The sequence below is a fragment of the Anoxybacter fermentans genome, from assembly GCF_003991135.1.
Taxonomy (GTDB): domain Bacteria; phylum Bacillota; class Halanaerobiia; order DY22613; family DY22613; genus Anoxybacter; species Anoxybacter fermentans.
On record NZ_CP016379.1, the window covers coordinates 1,622,304 to 1,641,526 of the forward strand.

16 protein-coding genes and 1 pseudogene are annotated in these 19,223 nt (G+C 33.1%); 5 read left to right on the forward strand and 12 right to left on the reverse strand.

Annotation, left to right across the window (positions count from 1 at the left end):
* The first annotated feature begins 364 nt into the window (after nucleotides 1-364).
* Nucleotides 365-1,567: an ISL3 family transposase gene (locus tag BBF96_RS07405; RefSeq protein WP_081499421.1), complete on the forward strand. Its 1,203-nt coding sequence runs from the start codon at nucleotides 365-367 to the stop codon at nucleotides 1,565-1,567.
* A gap of 80 nt (nucleotides 1,568-1,647) precedes the next feature.
* On the opposite strand, the gene BBF96_RS07410 is transcribed toward BBF96_RS07405, so the two are convergent.
* Entirely contained in the window at nucleotides 1,648-1,989 is a 342-nt protein-coding gene (locus BBF96_RS07410; RefSeq protein WP_127016549.1) for a THUMP domain-containing protein, read from the reverse strand.
* A gap of 57 nt (nucleotides 1,990-2,046) precedes the next feature.
* Complete coding sequence (locus BBF96_RS07415; RefSeq protein WP_127016550.1) at nucleotides 2,047-2,577, reverse strand: hypothetical protein; 531 nt, start codon at nucleotides 2,575-2,577, stop codon at nucleotides 2,047-2,049.
* Between the two features lie 322 nt (nucleotides 2,578-2,899).
* On the opposite strand from BBF96_RS07415, the gene BBF96_RS16670 reads away from it, so the two are divergent.
* Both BBF96_RS16670 and BBF96_RS16675 read left to right on the forward strand, forming a co-directional pair.
* Nucleotides 2,900-3,469 (forward strand): hypothetical protein, encoded by a 570-nt coding sequence (locus BBF96_RS16670; RefSeq protein ID WP_205665741.1) that lies wholly within the window; start codon nucleotides 2,900-2,902, stop codon nucleotides 3,467-3,469.
* A gap of 75 nt (nucleotides 3,470-3,544) precedes the next feature.
* On the forward strand, nucleotides 3,545-3,967 hold the full coding sequence (locus tag BBF96_RS16675; RefSeq protein ID WP_205665742.1) for a DDE-type integrase/transposase/recombinase: 423 nt from the start codon (nucleotides 3,545-3,547) through the stop codon (nucleotides 3,965-3,967).
* Nucleotides 3,968-3,983: 16 nt separating this feature from the next.
* Here BBF96_RS16675 and BBF96_RS07425 read toward each other — a convergent pair whose 3' ends face one another.
* Together BBF96_RS07425 and BBF96_RS07430 are read right to left on the reverse strand one after the other, a co-directional pair.
* Nucleotides 3,984-5,714 carry an ABC transporter ATP-binding protein gene (locus BBF96_RS07425; RefSeq protein WP_127016551.1) on the reverse strand — a complete coding sequence of 577 codons (1,731 nt, stop codon included), beginning with the start codon at nucleotides 5,712-5,714 and terminating at the stop codon, nucleotides 3,984-3,986.
* An 824-nt stretch (nucleotides 5,715-6,538) separates the two neighbouring features.
* Entirely contained in the window at nucleotides 6,539-7,648 is a 1,110-nt protein-coding gene (locus BBF96_RS07430) for a S1C family serine protease (protein WP_127016552.1), read from the reverse strand.
* A gap of 212 nt (nucleotides 7,649-7,860) precedes the next feature.
* Here BBF96_RS07430 and BBF96_RS07435 point away from each other — a divergent pair, with 212 nt between their 5' ends.
* Nucleotides 7,861-8,025 carry a DUF1540 domain-containing protein gene (locus tag BBF96_RS07435; protein WP_127016553.1) on the forward strand — a complete coding sequence of 55 codons (165 nt, stop codon included), beginning with the start codon at nucleotides 7,861-7,863 and terminating at the stop codon, nucleotides 8,023-8,025.
* 279 nt (nucleotides 8,026-8,304) lie between these two features.
* Here the strand turns inward: BBF96_RS07435 and BBF96_RS07440 are convergent, their stop codons facing one another.
* Nucleotides 8,305-9,300: a YeiH family protein gene (locus BBF96_RS07440; protein WP_127016554.1), complete on the reverse strand. Its 996-nt coding sequence runs from the start codon at nucleotides 9,298-9,300 to the stop codon at nucleotides 8,305-8,307.
* A gap of 187 nt (nucleotides 9,301-9,487) precedes the next feature.
* On the opposite strand from BBF96_RS07440, the gene BBF96_RS07445 reads away from it, so the two are divergent.
* Nucleotides 9,488-10,372: a selenium metabolism-associated LysR family transcriptional regulator gene (locus BBF96_RS07445; RefSeq protein WP_127016555.1), complete on the forward strand. Its 885-nt coding sequence runs from the start codon at nucleotides 9,488-9,490 to the stop codon at nucleotides 10,370-10,372.
* A 212-nt stretch (nucleotides 10,373-10,584) separates the two neighbouring features.
* Here the strand turns inward: BBF96_RS07445 and BBF96_RS07450 are convergent, their stop codons facing one another.
* From BBF96_RS07450 to BBF96_RS16860, 7 genes and pseudogenes are all read right to left on the reverse strand, one after another.
* On the reverse strand, nucleotides 10,585-12,567 hold the full coding sequence (locus BBF96_RS07450; RefSeq protein ID WP_164730948.1) for a DUF7986 domain-containing protein: 1,983 nt from the start codon (nucleotides 12,565-12,567) through the stop codon (nucleotides 10,585-10,587).
* 386 nt (nucleotides 12,568-12,953) lie between these two features.
* A complete protein-coding gene (locus tag BBF96_RS07455; RefSeq protein WP_127018213.1) occupies nucleotides 12,954-14,735 on the reverse strand; it encodes an NADH-dependent [FeFe] hydrogenase, group A6 in 1,782 nt (593 codons plus the stop codon).
* Nucleotides 14,736-14,740: 5 nt separating this feature from the next.
* Complete coding sequence (locus BBF96_RS07460) at nucleotides 14,741-16,576, reverse strand: NADH-ubiquinone oxidoreductase-F iron-sulfur binding region domain-containing protein (protein WP_164730949.1); 1,836 nt, start codon at nucleotides 16,574-16,576, stop codon at nucleotides 14,741-14,743.
* A gap of 26 nt (nucleotides 16,577-16,602) precedes the next feature.
* Entirely contained in the window at nucleotides 16,603-17,100 is a 498-nt protein-coding gene (nuoE, locus tag BBF96_RS07465; RefSeq protein ID WP_127016558.1) for an NADH-quinone oxidoreductase subunit NuoE, read from the reverse strand.
* Between the two features lie 301 nt (nucleotides 17,101-17,401).
* Nucleotides 17,402-18,073, reverse strand: a complete 672-nt coding sequence (locus BBF96_RS07470) for an ImmA/IrrE family metallo-endopeptidase (protein WP_164730950.1) — start codon at nucleotides 18,071-18,073, stop codon at nucleotides 17,402-17,404.
* Between the two features lie 49 nt (nucleotides 18,074-18,122).
* Entirely contained in the window at nucleotides 18,123-18,392 is a 270-nt protein-coding gene (locus BBF96_RS07475; protein ID WP_127016560.1) for a hypothetical protein, read from the reverse strand.
* Between the two features lie 658 nt (nucleotides 18,393-19,050).
* Nucleotides 19,051-19,206, reverse strand: a pseudogene (locus BBF96_RS16860) (IS1380-like element ISTps2 family transposase); the annotation flags it as partial.
* Nucleotides 19,207-19,223 lie beyond the last annotated feature (17 nt).

A 19,223-nucleotide genomic window follows, 5' to 3' on the forward strand; every position in this document is an offset into this window, starting at 1 on the left:
AGGAGAAAATTCCATTTATTTTGGTTTACTTGCCGATTTTAAGTTAAAAACTAATTAGAGTTTAAGCAGCATTATTTTGTTGGCGAATAAAAAGCCTGGATTGTCCTTCATTCATTTCTATTGCTATTTTGATTGGTTGTTCAAAATTATTAACTAGTCTTTTTGATTGAGAAAGTAATGCTTGTGCTTTCTGTTGACTTTTTTCCTTAATTTCACTTTGATATTTTAAATACTCATGATAATAATAATTTTTGGGTCTATAATTAATGTTGTGAAGAAAAAATTATAAAAAATAAAAAGGCATTTGCTGGCCCCGTTGAATTAATTAGTTGCGAACTAAAAACCAAAGAAAGGAGTCCAGCAAATGCAATATAATAATATCATAAAATTTCTTGATTTGCCAGACATTATTGCAACTGAAATTATTTCAACGGAGGACAGATATATTTTTATCGCTGAAGCAAAGAAAAATCACATTGTGTGTCCTCAGTGTGGTAATATCACTAATAAAATCCATGATACAAAATGGCAAAATATTAGAGACATCCCCATAAGAGGTAAACTAGTAATCATTAGACTTCTAAAGAAAAGATATCGTTGTCCTTATTGTCATAAGAGGGGTATCCCTGAAAAATATGAAAGTATTGATAAATATGCCCGTAAAACCAAACGCTTTGATAAATATCTTGCTAAAGAAACTGTCAGCAAGGATTATTCTAAAGTTGCTAGAGAAAACGGGTTAAGTTATACAGCTGTTAATAATGCAGTTAAAAAAGTAGTTGACCCTCTCATTAAACAACAAGTTTCAAAACTTAGTCAATTAAAAGCCATCAGTATCGATGAATTTGCAGTTTTAAAACGCCATAAATATGGAGTTAGCATTACAGATCCAATTAATCGGGAGTTAATTGACATTTTACCTACTCGCAAAAAGGATGATTTAATTGACTACTTTAATTGTTGGGAAGATGAACAAAGACGACAGATTCAATCGATCTCTATGGATATGTGGCGGCCGTTCAAAGCAGTAGCAGATGCAGCATTTACTCATGCAAAAATTGTTATAGATAAATTTCATCTTGTAACTTTAATGAACAGAGCCCTTGATGAAGTTAGAAAACAAGTTCAACAAACAGTAAATAATCATCAGAGAAGAAAGTTTTTTCAAAGTCGTTTATTACTCCAAAAACGAGCTGAAGAATTGACAGATGAAGAACATGAAAAGCTCATCAAATTATTTGAACTCAGTCCAGCTCTAGAAAAGGCCTGGGAATTAAAAGAGGAATTCAGAGACTTATTGCAGCTAGATGATGTGAAAGAAGCCACCAGAGCTCTAAAAAGGTGGTATAAAGAAGTAATAAAAAGCAAGCTGATGCCTTTTTACCAGGTAAAAAAGATAATACAAAGATGGGAAGAAAAAATACTAAATTATTTTAAGACTAAGATAACCAATGGCTTTGCTGAGGGTATCAATAACAAGATTAAATTGATCAAAAGGATTGGATATGGTGTTCCAAATGTTATGAATCTAAGGAGAAGAGTATTTAATGCAATGTTAAGTTATTAAATTTAAATGTTTATTTCAAAATCAATTTACCAATCAATTCAACGGAGCCAACTTATCTTTCACAACATTTGACGGAGAGCCTAATTTTTTAATTTTTTTGCTTCTTCTTTATTAAGAATTGCTCCTTCATATATTTTTTCAACTGTATTTAGAACTTTATTGTAATAGTCTTGGAACAATTGTTTACCAATTCTGTTAAAATAGAATTGGTCTTCATTCCAATTCCTGAGTTCATCAATTAATTCTATTATTCTTGCGCTTCTGCTTTCCAAATTATCTTTCATTAGACTATTTAAGTATAATTCAAGAAAAATTCCAAGGTGATATAATTCATCAGCTAATATCGCTATTTTAATTTTATAAATAAAGTTGTCTATTTTAATCCTATTTTTAAGTTCTCTAATTTTGCTTTTTGTCCGCATTTTGTTAAGTACATCTTTTATATTATTAAAATCAATATTTGTTAGAAGTTCAGAATATTACTCGTGAATAACTTTTAGTTCAAACATGGCTTGTTTTAATTGGATCATATCTTCAATATTTGCAGTTTTTCTTTTACTTAAATCTCTTAATACATGAATACATGCTTTTATTTTAGCTGATCTTTCAACATGATTTAATCTTATTAATTCATCCAATTTTTCATTTATAATATTTAATTGTTTGTTTATACCGTGTAGGTAATATTGGCCTGTTATTATTGACATTACTTGGAACATTAAAATTGGAGCGAGTACTGCACTTCCTGCTGGTTTAAATCCAGCATGTGCTTCAAAAAGACCTCTTTGGCCCCTTACAATGGAACCTAAAGTCCCATTTGAATATTTTATTAATGAAGCTGGATTTACTGTTGCAGTGTAAAGCCCGTTAAGTGTAAATCGTGCCACTCCTAAGTTTGCAGCTAAACCTACAACTTGACTAGCTAGACTCTTGAAAAAGAGATTATTCCAACAATCATGACTTTCTTTATTTAAAGGGATTTCTAGCCAGTCTTCTTTGTTAATTTTCAACTCATCTTCTCTTTTAAATTCAAGTATAGTTTCTTTTTTATCTGTTTCAATTAAACTTAAACTATCAAGATGTATATTTTTTTTTACCTTTGTTTACAATTTTATTGTCAAACCACTTTCGAAGTAATTTAAACATAATATAACCTCCTTGTAACTTTACTGTTCCGTCAAATTTTCTCCCTTTTCAAAGGGACAAAAGCTTGGTTTTTCCTTGTAGAGTCGGGATTTTCCTAAAAAAGAAGGAATCCCTCCCCCTGGAGTAGTAGGTAGTAGTTGACCAAACCAAAACTCACTACACCCAGAATGGAGGGATTCGTAAGTTATGATTCGTCAACCACTACTCAATATCCTCTTAAATTCTTTATTAAATTTTCTTCTTAATCTCTTTTTAATTCTTTCACAATATTTCCGTATTGATTTTAAACCATCTAACCAGATTGATGACAGCTACTCTAAACTAAACAACCTTGATGATCCTTTACCTCTTATAAAACCTGTTTACAAAGATTATCAAACATTACTCGCTGAAGCTGAAAAAAATGGACAACCAATCAAACCTGTACGCAGAATTAAATCTTTAAATGTTGATGTCGATGAATGCCCACACTGTGGAGCCCCTTTGAAGACTATCTCAGACTCTTTGGACGTGATCCAGATGGATATCAAAAACTTCAGTGTAAAGTTTGTAAATATCAATAGGCTCCAAAAAAGCCTCATCAACCTAAAACACATCCTACTTACTATTGCCCATTTTGTGGCCATGCTCTCTCTAAAGAAAAACATAGAAAACATTACACCAAATACAAATGTAAAAACAATAACTGCCCTAAACGGGTTAATCAACATAAAAGATATCGTTATCGTGCTTTTGATTTTGATCCAGATGAGTTAGAAATCTCATCTCCACAAAAAACACCAGTTAACCTGGCTAACAGCCATTACGGAACTTTTATAATCTCTAAAGCTATTGGATTTCTACATCGGATTAGGTCTCTCTTTACAACAAACTGTCCAGGCTATCAAACTAACCTGGCAAGTTTCTCTCTCAAAAGAGATCATTCAAAAATGGACAGTTTCATTAGCTGCTAAATTGGCACCCTTGATTCCAAAACTGCCTTTACCTTTATCTGGTATTGTTGCTATCGATGAAACCTATATCAGAGTTAAAGGCAAATGGCACTACTTATTTACAGCCATCGATGGTAAACATGGTTTTGTCATCACTCAACATCTTTCTAAACATCGTGATGCTAAAGCTGCCCTTACAATCCTACAAAGGATCATCAAACAATACGACGGTAAAAAATTCACTCTAATAACCGATAAAGCTCCAATCTATGAAGTTGCTGTACATGCTGCTGAGGAAATAATAACTTTACAGCATATATGATCACTCCCTTCATAAATCAACTAACTTTACTATCTTCCAAGTATGCAAAATAGCTTTCCTCCTGCTCTAACTCTGCAAAAGATGAAAATTTAATAATTTTATTATTTTTTACCAGGCAAAAAGAATCAAAATAATTAGGCTCAACAATTTTATGAGATATAAACAATGCAGTTTTATCTTTAATAAATTTTTTTATATTGTTCCAAATATATTTTTCCGTTTCTAAGTCTAAACCAGTAAATATTTCATCAAAGATAATAATTTTAGGATTTTGCAAAAATAGTCGTGCAATTGAAATTCTCTGCCTTTGACCACCTGATAGTGAGCTACCATTATTACTTAATACTTCATCTAAACCATTTTTAAGTTGAGTACGAATATAATCCCCAATCTGTGCCTGATCTAAAGCCCACCACATTTCTTCCTCAGTTGCATCTTCTTTAACACATGTTAAATTTTCCCTGATTGTACCATCAATTATAAAAGCTTCTTGTGGTAAATACCCAATATTTTTCCTTAAAGATACCAAATTAATTTGTTGAATATTATAACCGTCTAATAGGATTTCTCCCCTTTGAGGTTGATAAAAACCCTTAAGCAGATACGCTAAAGTGGTTTTTCCCTGACCACTTTTGCCTAAAATTAAGATTTTTTCTTTTGGTTTTATTTGCAGGTTTACTCCAGTGTAAATTGGTTCATCAATATATTTAAATGACACATTCTCCAACTTTATATCACCAGTAAATGGTACTTCTATCCCTTTGTCCTTTTCTTCTAATTCGTCCAATTCAAAATACTCGAAATACCGTTCCATACCAGCAATCGTCCGGTTAATTAGAGCAGTACTTCTAGTTAAATCTAAAATCGGGTCATAAATAAGTTTCAAGTAAGTATAATAAGCAATAAGTTCACCAACTGTTAATTTCCCTTTTAAAACCATATAGCCACCTAATGTAAGAATTATAACACCACTAAAATTAGTTACTAACCTGGTTACTTCCATTACTAAATAGCCAAGAATCTCCCCACGTATCATCGAATGCCTTAATTTCTTACTAATTACATTATGCTTCTCTTTTTCCTGGTTTTCATAACAAAAATTTTTAATTAATATTATTTTGCTAAAGCTATTCATAAAGAAACTCATTAAATCCGCAAAATACTGTCTAGTAATGTGGGACTGTTCTCTTAATTTTTGACTGAAAAAATTATTTACAAATATGAAAATTGGTATAGTTATAATTGATATTAGTGCCAGATAGAAATTCATTTTGAAAAGTATAATAAAAATAATAATCACTTTGACAATGTTTATAAGAATTTTATCTAAAATAAAAGATAGTAAAGAATGTATTTCTGCTGCATCATCTCTTAATCGACTTACAATATTTCCTACTTTTTCCTTAATAAAAAAAGACATTTTCATATTTAATAATTTATCATACAAAAGGTTTCTGGCATCTATTACAAAACTTTCTGCAAAGTTGGCGTATATATAATTAGATAAGAAAGCAAATACATTAGAAAGCAAATATATACCAAACATAGCAATTCCAAATAAGATTAATTGATTAAAGTTTTGTGTCATAAGAATATCATCCACTAAAATTTTTATTAAAAGTGGAACTAATAAAACTAAAACCATAGATAATTGGTTTAATACAATAGCTATTATATTTCTCAACATATACGGTCTCATGAACGGATAACTTTTTTTCACTAATTTAATAATTAATTTTAAATCCATATTTTATACCTCCATTTAAAATATCTACAAAAAAATACCCATTCTTCTCTTCTTTCATCAGTCTTTTTTAAAAAATAAATAATATTTTGAAATGACTAGTACTGACAAAAGTCAATACTAGTCATTCAGTGTTCTCCATTCATTTATTGGTAAAACTAAGTAATCTTATTACATGTTAATATTTTGGTTACACCCTCCACTACATCCACCCATAGCAATGACGTCTTGCTCAATCACTTTAAAATTTGGTAATTTTATCTAATTAACACCTCTTTTTGTCATATTATATCGCATTTAAATATATTTTTCAAGTAAAATTTATAATTTATATAATAAAAATGATTTTTATTCAAACTTTTATTTTTTATAATTTTTACAAAACTAATCTAACTATATTACTACCTGAGTTGATTTTTCTAAAAACAATGCGATGATTATACTGCAAAAAGCTAATTTTGAGCAACATAGAAATTTTTCACCAAATCATCTTAGCGAGATTTCCGACGAAATAAAGCCTCATCACAGGAGGTGATGAGCTAAGAGGGTCCTTTGATTAGGAAACCTTATTTCGGCGGAAATCGAGCTTTAGATGATTCGAAAAATTTCTCAAGAAGCGAAAAATTAGCTTTTTGCAGTTTAACCATATATATAATCATTTCAATTCTGTAAAAATTAATAATTGATTCTGCTGCAATAAGCTAATTTTTCACTTCAAAAGAAATTGTTCAAACCATCTAAAGTTCGATTTCAATATTCAAAATCAGCTTTTTTAAGTTTAATCATAGCTTTCTATAAAAAACAAAAAGCTCACCCAAAAGAGTGAGCTATTCTTTTTCTTTTGCTCCTTTAAGAACTTCCTGTTTTTCTCCAATCTCTACTGTCAATACCTCAAGACCTTTTTCGGTAAGAACCAACATTTTAACCTTAGTACCGATTCCCTTCTCCTTAATAACTCTAATCAAATCATCCATCCCTTTAATTTTATGACGATCAACTTCAAGAATGATACTTCCAGCTTTAAGTCCTGCTTTATCAGCAGGTCCATCAGGAATTACCCGGGCCACATAAACCCCGCCATCGCCATTATATCCAAAATAATTATTAAGAGCTTCTTTAGAAACATCTTGACCAGCGATACCGATAAAGGGACGTCTCACATGACCATATTCAATCAACTCATCAATGATAGCTTTCGCAGTATTAATTGGAATAGCAAATCCCATACCCTGTGCATTGCCAAGTATAGCAGTGTTAATACCAATAACCCGGCCCTGGCTATCTAAAAGCGGACCACCACTATTTCCAGGGTTAATTGAAGCATCAGTCTGGATTACATTATTAATTCTGATTAATCCATGCCGTCCTTTGCCCTGAATGGAACGGCCAAGAGCACTTACTACACCGGTAGTTACTGTATTTTGAAATTTGAGATCATAGGGAGTACCAATAGCAATAGTTAACTGACCTACCTGTAATTTGTTTGAATCTCCTAAAACTGCTACTGGTAGATTTTTAGGTGCCTTTTTTAACTTCAAAACTGCCAGGTCGTTTTCTGGATCCGCCCCAATCACCTCACCTTCAAATTCACGACCATCTGTTAAGATAACTTTAATCTCATGAGCTCCCTCGATGACATGGTTGTTTGTCAGAATGTACCCGCGTTTATCAAATATAAAACCTGAACCCAATCCTTCTACTTCCTGAGAATATGGTTCAAAAAAGAAATCATAACCCTGAACAATATTTTTTACTACAATACTGACCACAGCCGGACCTACCTTCTTGACTGCATTAATAACTGCCTGTTCCTGTGGAACGATAATCTGTGCAGTATTCTCTCCTTCACTTGCCTGCAAAACAGAATTACCTACAAAACCTAACACCATTAAACCAACTAAAAACAATCCGAAAATCTGGACTCTTCGATTCCTCATTCAAATTCAACTCCTTTCCACTATATTGATCATTCTAATTAAAGTATAATTAGATTTTTTCACAAAAATATAACGAAAAAGAAGATTTTTTTATCTGACCAACGAAAATTTTTTAAACTGTATATCCAACAATTTCTTTTAGATTTTCAGCATAAAGAAGCCCTTAGATAATTAATACTAATATTGAACCTAATCTTGAAAGGAGGGAAACAATGCAAAGATCCAATAACCCCATCGGCCGTGTTAAATGTGTAGTTAATACCTGTAAATATTATGAAAGTGGTAATTACTGTATGGCTGAATCCATAGAAATTCAACCACCCAATGCCCATGATACTCAGGAAACTGACTGTGCGACTTTTGAATCTAAAGCCTGAATTATGCTGATTTACAATCATTAACTAAAATGACTTTCAAATAAATAGAATCTCCCTCATCAGGGAGATTCCTAAACTTTATATAAATGATTTTACTGCAAAAAGCTAATTTTTTGCTTCAAAAGAAATTTTTCGAACCATCTAAAGTTCGATTTCAGTGACTTGATCAGCTCATTACATCTTGTGATGAGACCTTATTTCGACTGAAATCTCACTAAGATGGTTTAACGAAAAATTTCTATGTCGCTCAAAATTAGCTTTTTGCAGTTTAATAATAAATTATATAAATAACATCCTTGACATGAAAAATCCGATAGTTCCAATAAATAACCATGTTACAAGACCAACATAAAAAGGTTTTATTCCTACTTTTTTCATTTTTTCTAAACTGGTCTCCAGGCCCATTCCTGCCATAGCCCAGGTGAGTAAGAAACCATCTAAAGAAACTAATCCATTAACCATATTTTTCGGTAAAACATCAATAGAATTGATAATGACAACCGCTAAAAAGCCGAATACAAACCAGGGAATTGTAACTTTTTTAAGTTTTCCTGCTGCCCCTTCTTTTTTCATTTGCCTAATCCCCAATAAAACTGCTATAGGTATTAATAATAAAACCCTGGTTAACTTCACTAAAGTGGCAAACTGTCCTGCCTGTTCTCCTGCTGCAAACCCAGCTGCAACTACCTGTGCCACTTCATGAATTGAAGAACCTGCCCAAACTGCATAAAAAATATTGGGCAAATGGAAAAACCTATAAAATAATGGATATAAGAACATAGCAATAGTACCAAAAATCGTCACTGTAGCAATAGCAAAGGTTGTATCCTTTTCTTCTGCATCAATTATTGGACCTACCGCAGCGACTGCAGAAGCTCCACAAATCGAAGTCCCTGCTCCAATTAATAAAGATAATCTCTCACCAAGTTTTAATTTTTTTCCTAACAATACTGCAAAAATCATCGTACAGGTCGTAACAATAATAACCAGTACTAAACCTCTTCCTCCAATTTGCGCAACTTCTGCAAAACTCAATTTGAACCCTAATAAAATGATAGCCAACCGCAATATCTTTTTTAGAGTAAAATGAATACCTGCTTCAAAAACCTGTGGTACTTTGAAAATATTCTTGATGAAAATTCCTAATAAAATAGCTATAATTAAAGAACTAAAATGCATTTTTGCTATAAAATCAATCTTTTGAATCTGCATAGAAATCCAGGCTAGAATAGCTGTAAAAATCAAGCCGGGTATATATTTTATCAACTTGTCCATAGTTTATCTCCTTTCTTTAAAATGCTTTTTTACTTAACATTCAAAATCTGTTTATAATATGCCCCTCCTTTCTTTTTTATTTGGTATATTATCTTACTCCCATATAGTATTTTACTCATTTTGCTTGCATTAGTAAAATAATATGATATTATAAAATATATAATCATATACTTATGAGGTGAATGTAATGAACTTAAGAAAACTTAAAATTTTTCTGACAGTCTGTGAATGTGGCAGTATGTCTGGAGCAGCAAAAAAACTTTATATGACACAACCAGCCATAAGTCAGGCCATTTTAGAATTAGAAGATGAACTTAAGGTAAATTTATTTGATAGAATAAAGAAAAAACTTGTTCTAACATACCCGGGGGAAATCCTTTATGAATACAGTAAACGAATACTTATGCTTATAGATGAAGCCCAAAATACTATTAAAGATATTTCACATATGAATATGGGAAGATTACGTATTGGTGCAAGTACAACCATCGGTACTTATTTATTACCAGAATTAATTGGTGAGTTTAAAAAGAAATATAAAAATATTGAAATACATTTTTTAATCGATAACACAGGTGTTATAGAGAAAAAGATATTGGATTATGAAATTGACATTGGACTTGTAGAAGGCCCCATCCATTCAAAGGAGATAATCGTAAAACCCTTCTTTGATGATGAACTTTATCTTATCTGTTCAAAAGACCATCACTGGGCCAGCAGAAAATCTGTTAAACCTGAAGAGATTAAAGATGAAAATTTAATCATTCGGGAACCGGGAAGTGGAACAAGGGAAGTTATTGAAAATACTATGGCAAAATATAATTTATCATACCACATAAAACATGTTCTAAATAATACAGAAGCAATTATCAAAGCTGTTGAAGCGAATATAGGTATTTCGATTGTTCCAAAAATAGCAGTTAAAGAAAAAATTAAAAGTGGAAACCTTATAAAAATAAATTTAGAAAATATTTGTTTTAAAAGAAAATTTAATATTATATACCATAAAGATAAATATAGACCAACATTATTTAACGAATTCATAGAATATCTGAATAGTTTTGGAAACTAACAAATTACCCTTTATTTCTAAAAAAGAGATAAAGGGTAATTTATTAAGTATATTCTACAACTCGATAGCTTCAGTAAAATTTTCAAGTCAAGCCAAATGTTCAACAATCTTAGCAAACGACCGTTCTTCAATCCTGGTAATCCGCAAGCAAAACAGCAAAAACCAGGTTATAGCTAAAAAAAGACATAACCTCGCTTATTTTATAATAAAATTTATTTAACTATCTTTTCTAACAATTCAAATAAATTAGGAGTCTCCAACCACAAATGTAGGTTTTTTGTCACATAATAGATGGCTTCATCCTCACCGCCAGGTGATATATATAGCGGTGGAAATAGAGGAAGTTGTTTCACTCCAAGTAAATAATCTGGAACAAAAGGATTGTAAGCTATGGCTTCTTTAAATAATTTTTTAGTAATATTACTTGCTCCAGAAAGTTTATATTCTAAAACACATTTGTTATATTTAAATTCTGCTGAAATATCATTATTATATTTTTCCAAAAGATTTTTGGCTTCTGTAAACCTATTTTCTTCTAATAATAAAGTAAGTAAATTATATCTGACTCCCTGATTGTCATTGGGATTTAATTCTAACATCTCTTTATAATGTTTGATCGCTTCATTTTTATAGTTTAAAAATTCAAAAGTTTCTGCTAATCCTAGCTTTGCCCGCATATAAGGCCTGGTTTCAATTAATCCCCAAAAATGGCCTTTATTTTCTTCAAAATATCTTTTGCCAAACACTCTCTCACCCGCTTCAACTCCTTTACGGTACAAATATAAGGCTTCCTCAAAAGTAGTGGCAGTCTCCTGAGCCAAAATTACATAAGCATCAGGACTATCGGGATAAATTTCCAAAGCCTTCTTCGCTAATTCTACTCTTTTTTTACCCGTAGTTTCCCAGGCATCATAAAGTAAATTCTGTGCTTTATCACGTAAAGAAATATTAGCTTTAGCAAAAGAATTTATTTTTCCAAAATTTTCATTTATAAGTTGGTTAATTTCTGCAGGATCATCTATCCATATCTTTTTTAAAGATTTACTTATAGCAAGTAAATTTCTCTCAAGGCTAATCCTCTGACCAACAGGATCTACCGCACATCCCTCCACAATCTCCATAAATTCTTTATAACGTGAAGATATACTGTTAGGTGATACACCGTATTTTAAAGCAATTTCCTTTTGGGTAACAAACCTTCCCAATTTCAGAGCAATAACATATTCTATCGCTGCTATTATGGTTTCAACTTTATTAATTTTGGGTTTTTTCAATTCACAATACCTATACCAAAGTGCAATTGCAATAACTACATCCTCATTAGGATAATCTTCTATTAAATTAATCCTGATAAGCCGGGCAACTTCTTTCTGTTTATCATTAATCCAATCAAATTGATCTTCGATAGCACCTCCAAAAAAGTCATACTGATTATCTAATATAGCTATACTGATAATAACTTCATATCCATATTTTTTAAGAAACTTTCTCCAGTCATTGTCCTGAACACCGATAATTTTTTGATTTTTTAATTCTGTTATCCGATCAATCAATTCCTGTTTTAATATTCCAGAAAGAAGAATAAATCCCAAGGTTTCATATACCTCACCCTTAGAGAGAAGCCTTGCAATAAATAGATTACCAACTTCTATTTCTGTAATGGGTATTTCCATTAAATTCACTTTTGATCTGGTGTTCAATAAAATATCTTTCAAAATAATTATTTTTTCCTCATAACAAATCTCTTCTACTTCATAAATAGATATATAAGAATCTCCCCATTGGCTTAAAACTTCTACAACTAAATTTCGTAAATTTTTCTTTTCATTCTTCAAAAATTTTTGAAAAAATGTTTCTCCCTCCGGTGTAAAATAGTCAAAGAGAACACATTCTATCAAAAGAAGTAGATCCGCATTTTCATTTTCATCCAGAAATTCCACAACCATATTCTTAATTCTTTTTTCTAACTCAGGTACTTCTTTAATGGAGTCACCTAAAAATTCAACCAGTATCCCGGGAATCTCATTAGACCAATTAAAAATAAAATTGGTAAAAAGTTTATTCTTTATTTGATGTATTTCACGTTCAAGTATTTTTTTTCTAAATAAAGCTAAACTTTCTGTTTTTCCACAACAATTCTTATACTTTTTTCCACTTCCACAGGAACAAAGCTGGTTTCTTTCAATCTTATTCAAAAAAACACCTCCTAACATTTTGATTTAACGTAATAACTGAATCTTATATACCAACGGACAAAAAAAAATAACTAGTATTTTACTGTAAAAAGCTAATTTTTCGCTTCATAAAAAAATTTTTCGAACCATCTAAAGTTCGATTTATAAAATTAGCTTTTTATAGTTTAATCAACTAATTAATTATTTCCACTCCAAATATACCCTTATAGTTAAATTCTGTTATATAAAAATTCTATACTTATTTTAAATTTCCTCTATAATTTCTTCGGAAAACGAACTTTCCAACGTATTAAAGTTTTCAAACTAAGTTTTTTTGTAAAGAGGATTCCAGGGCAGGGACATCCTAGATAACTTTAAAGATATCACAAATAAGCCAAACCCCACAACTAATATACTAACTGTTTTTCTTCCAAATTATGTCTCATCCGTCCATACATCGGTCTCTTTGTATAGGTAGTATGGAAAAGCTGCCGGGACCGTTCACTCATAGGTTCACCTAAATATTCTCGATAAAGTTTTTGAATCCATGGGTTTTCATGAGCTGTATGGATCTCTTTAGCCTCATCGGCCTTAAAAAGTGCATTACCCCGGTGATTTCCCGCATCTACCTGCATATACCACCTGTCTTTGTGACTGTAAATCGGCTGACCACCACCGCCAACACAGCCACCTGGACAGGCCATAATCTCAACCAGATGATACTCTACCTCACCTTTTAAGATTCGATCCAATAAATGACGAGCATTACCTAAACCGCGAACTACAGCAAACCGTAACAGTTCACCATTGATCTCAATTTCTAACTCTCGATAACTATCGGACCGGATAGACTTATATTGAATAGGCTTCATCTTTTCACCGGTTAATTTTTCATATACCGTTCTCAAAGTTGCTTCCATTACACCTCCACCCGCACCAAAAATTACACCAGCACCACTGGCATATCCCATAGGCTCATCATATTCTTCGTCAGGTAGATTTTTTAAATCCAATCCTGCCTGTTTGATAATCTGACCTAATTCACGGGTAGTTAAAACCGCATCAACCGCCCTCATTCCATTAACCACCATTTCGGGACGACGTGCTTCAAATTTTTTAGCTATACAGGGCATTGTCGAAATACAGAAAATTTTTTCCGGATCTATCCCAGCTTGTTCAGCATAGTAGGTTTTAGATAAAGCACCAAAAACCTGCTGCGGCGAACGAACTGTTGAAAGATGTGGTAATAATTCATGATAATAATTTTCTGCAAATTTTACCCACCCTGGACAACAGGATGTAAATTGGGGTAACCGCTGACCCTCTTTTAAACGGTGGATAAACTCTGCTCCTTCTTCCATGACTACTACATCTGCACCAAAACAGTCATCAAAAACTTTATCAAATCCTAACCGTTTTAAAGCAGCAACAACTTTTCCCGTTACCAATGAACCAATTGGCATACCAAACATCTCACCTAAGGTGGCCCGGATAGAAGGCGCAGTTTGAATGATTACATGTTTATCAGGATCAGCTAAAGCTTCCCAGACCATTTCGGTATCTTGACGCTGCTCGTGTAATGCTCCCGTTGGACAGACCAGGATACATTGTCCACAATAGGTACAGGGAGTATCAATCTGGCTATCATTCATGGCAGGCGCTGCAAAAGAGTGAAAACCCCTCTCATTGATATCATAGATTCCTGCAGTTACAACCTTTTTGCAGACAGTTATACAGCGACGACAGAGGATACATTTTTCGGGTTCACGTACAATAGATGGTGAAAGATCATCAATGGGAATCCGGCGGCGTTCTCCCCTATATTGTAATCCCCTAATATCATATTCTTTTGCTAAACTCTGAAGTTCACAATTCTGGTTTGCTATACAAGTTAGACAGTCAAATGGATGATCTGATAAAAGCAGTTCGATTATCTGTTTTCTTGCTTTAATCACCCTGGGAGTTGCCGTTTTTACTTTCATCCCTTCTTTTATTTCATAAATACATGAAGCTTTTAATCCGGGTTCGCCTTCTACTTCTACAAGACAGACCCGACAAGCTCCTTCGACATTAATATCTTTTAAATAGCATAATGTAGGAATATCTATTCCTATTTTTCTGGCTGCTTCTAAAATAGTCGTGCCCTCTTCTACTTCGACCCTATGACCATCAATCTCTAAGGATACCATTTTTTTCATCTAATCCCTCCTATCAAAGCTGCTTCTCCTTTACCTCTAGAAATAGCATTTACCGGACATTTCTGATAACAAAGACCGCATTTTTTACAGATTTCAGGATCTATGGTATGGGGTTTTTTTGCCACTCCTGTGATAGCCTCAACAGGACAGACCCTGGCACAGATACCGCAGCCAATACATTTTTCTAAATCGATATAATAATGCATTAAAAATTTACAGACTCCTGCGGGACAGTACTTGTCCATAATGTGAGCCTCATATTCATCACGAAAATATTTCAAAGTACTTAATACCGGATTTGGTGCAGTCTGGCCCAATCCACACAATGATGTCTCCTTTATTAATTTAGCTAAATCTTCCAACTCTTCTATATCTCCTTTTTTACCATCACCACTAACAATCCGTTTTAAAATCTCCAACATCCTTTTAGTACCTACTCGACAGGGAGTACATTTCCCACAGGACTCGTCCTGAGTGAAATCCAGATAAAATTTGGCAATATCCACCATACAGGAGTTCTCATCCATGATAACCAATCCACCAGAACCTACCATAGCTCCAATTTCACTCAAACTATCATAATCTAAAGGTATGTCCAGGTACTCCTCACTCAAAACCCCTCCTGAAGGTCCGCCAATCTGAGCTGCTTTAAACTTTTTGCCATCAGGAATTCCACCTCCCAGTTCATAGACAATGGTCCGCAAAGTTGTCCCCATTGGTACTTCAATAAGACCGGTATTGTTGATATCACCTGCTAACGCAAAGACTTTGGTTCCCTTACTATTTTTGGTTCCATATTGGCTATACCATTTTCCACCCTTTAAAATGATGGCAGGAATATTGGCAAGGGTTTCAACATTATTGATAAGGGTTGGTTTATTCCAGAGTCCCTTTGTTACAGGGAATGGCGGTTTGGGCCGGGGTTCACCGCGCTGGCCCTGCACTGAATGAATCAAAGCTGTTTCTTCACCGCAAACAAAGGCCCCAGCACCAACCCGAATCTCTAAATCGAAATCAAATCCAGAATCAAAGATGTTTTTACCTAAAGCACCATAATCCCGTGCCACTTTGATGGCTGCTTCCAGTCTTTCCACAGCCAATGGATATTCAGCCCGAACATAGACATAACCCTGTCTTGCTCCAATGACATAACCGGCAATTACCATAGCTTCAATAACACTATGCGGGTCACCTTCAAGAATTCCCCGGTCCATAAAGGCTCCCGGATCACCCTCATCTGCATTACAGATAACAAATTTGGTATCATCTTCAGACTTCAATTCTGAATTACGTGCCAGCTCCCACTTAATACCGGTCGGAAAACCACCTCCACCCCGCCCACGTAAACCAGAAATTTTAATCTCCTCAATTACCTCTTCTGGTGTCATCTCATGCAATACTTTAGATAGTGCTTGATAACCACCTCTAGAAAGATAATCTTCAATTTTGATAGGATCAATAATTCCACAGTTACGCAAAGCAATTTTTACCTGATTTTTAAAAAACGGAATCTCATTAATAGTTTGGATCTTTTTTTCTATCTCTGGAACCTGATATAATAATCGTTCAACAACTTGACCACCTAGAAAATGATTTTCAACAATCTCTTTTATATCTTGAGGTTTTAAGCTGTGATAAAAGATTCCTTTTGGTGAAACAACCATAACAGGACCTAGATCACAGCTTCCAATACAACCAGTTTCCACAATTTTATATTTAAAAGCAAGATTATGCCTGGCTAATTCTTTCTTTAGTACTTCTTTTATTTCATTAGCTCTTCCAGAAAGACAAGCTGCACCTGAACAAACTAACAATTGGGCTCGATCTGTCAAAAATATTTCCTCCCTTCTGATAAGTTTCATTTATATTTTTGCAAAATATTACTAATCTTATCAGGTGTCAGATTTCCATAGACATCTCTATCAATCGAGATAACCGGGGCCAGGCTACATGCACCCAGACAGCGGGTAGTTTCTATAGTAAACTTTCCATCTTCTGTTGTCTGGCCCGGTTCAATATGCAATTTTTCTTTCAACTTATCTAAAATTTGCTGTGCTCCTTTCACATAACAGGCTGTCCCCATGCAGACTTCAATAGTATATTTCCCACGGGGTTCCATAGAAAACATAGAATAAAAACTAACTACTCCATAGACTTCTGGAAAGGGAATTCCAAGATGTTCTGCAATATATATCTGAACTTCACGCGGCAAATATCCAAAAATTTTCTGCGCCTGATGAAGAATTGTAATTAAAGTTCCTTCTTTGTCCTTATATTCATGAATTACTTTATCCAATTGATCATAACGTTTATCTCGTACCATCTCATCCTCTCTTTTTTGCTCCTCTACTTTCATTGATTTTCCTCCTTTCAATTTCTGCAAAAAGCTAATTTTTCGCTTCAAAAAAAATTTTTCGAACCATCTAAAGTTCGATTTCTGTCGAAATAGGGCACACTAATCAATGGGCCTTCCTGGCCCTTGATTAGCTCATCAATCCTCATATGAGACCTTATTTCAACTGAAATCTCACTAAGATGGTTTAACGAAAAATTTCTATGTCGCTCAAAATTAGCTTTTTGCAGTTTAATCATAGTATATGTATTAAAAAAAAATAAAACCATTCTAAAGCAAAATGCTTTAGAATGGTTCTTTAAAATCACCAACAAAGCCGTGCATTATCTATATCATACCCTAATCTCTGTAAAAATTCAGAAATTCTTAACCACTGCTCTTCAGCAGAAATCTGGTGAGAGGGATAGACAAGTAATTTTTCACCAATCTCAAAAGACTCTTTTACCTTATCCGATAATTCCAAAAGCTCTTCTATTCGCTTTTTATGCTTTTTAGCGGTTAAGAATAAATCAAGAAGATGCAATCCTATTCCGTGTAACATAACATACTCTTCACTATATTCTTCAATCATCTGTTGACCATTAGTTAAAATGCTCTCTCTAAGACTGATATGCAAATTACTACCGATTCCATAATCTTTTTTTAATCTCGTAATAATAAAATGATGTGAAATTACATTATTTATTTCCATAGCAAGATAACTCTCTGGCCAATCTTCTCCAAGACTGACAGAATATAACCCTTCGCCTTTAAGTAGTAAATGAGCTAATTCGTGAGCGGCAACTTCTGCCTGTTGGATAGTATTTAAATCCTTTGATATATAAATTCGCCATCCCCCGGGAATCCGTTCACAAAATGCAGGATTTTTCTCCGAAATGTAATAACCTACCATAGCCGCTTCTTCCGATGATAGCTTAAAAAATTCTACAGGCTCTTCAAGTATTTCTAAAACATCTTTTTTCAAATCTCTTTGCATTTTATTCCTCCTCATACTATAAAATAGAATTAGTTAACATCATCCATCTCTAACTCTTATAAAATTCATTATCGATCATATATGAAAGAATCCATGTAAAAATTGCTGCAGGGATAGCAATTCGTCCTAAAAGAACCCCGCCAATTCCCGCAACTAAAAAAGGAATAACAACCCGCTCATTTTTAAAATAACTTCCCCAATATTCTACCAGATATTTAACAGCTGCCCCTCCAACAATGAACATAAAGAAAAAGCCTAAAATAAGAAAAAAAGAAATCCCAAAAGGAGTAATATCTCCTCCCCAAATAAATGGCATCATATTTAACTCACTCCTTCCCTGATTAATTGACAAACCTTTCATTCACTTTTACTTTAACAGAATCTTTAATATTTGTCTACCTTATTAAATAAACTCCTGTTAAAATACCTTCAAAAATCCTCACGCTTTTAAAAAAATAGATAGACAGAACAGAAGTGAGAAAATATAATACAAAAATAATCAGTTCAATGATAATAACTGCAATCCATGTCATTGGAATTTCATCTTCCAGAAAAACCAAAAGTGACTTCAATTTTTTTACCATATTTATAAAACAGTACAAAAAACAACTCTATAAAAAAACTATAACTGATACACCATATAGAAAAGCAAACACTTCCTCAATTTCTCCAGTTGTAATAAATGATTATACTGCAAAAACATAGATTTTTGATCTTCTAAGTTTGAATAAACATAATAAAAATTTCACAACAAATTGTAAACATGTTTTCATATACTGATTCAATCTCCAATAATTTAAGAACTGATAGACTATACGTCTTTTTTTTATCCCCTTTAATATCTGTTTGAAGTTATAACCCATAATTTTAAGCAGTACAAAATAACGGACCTTGAGTAAGCCACGAACTAATAAACGTTTTAAACCAAATGCCCTTTTTAATGCAGATATAGTACCTTGCTATGGCTGCCCTCAAGAAGGAACTATTTCTTCACAGTTTCTGAAGAAATCAAGAAATTTATGGTTAGTATGATGTTTTCCATTTTCAAATGTCAGGTCAAGAATTTCATTAGTATTAGCGATAATTCTCAGCTTTTCTTTGAAAGAAGGACGGTCTTTATACCGGGGGTTATAAAAACGGTGAAGAACTA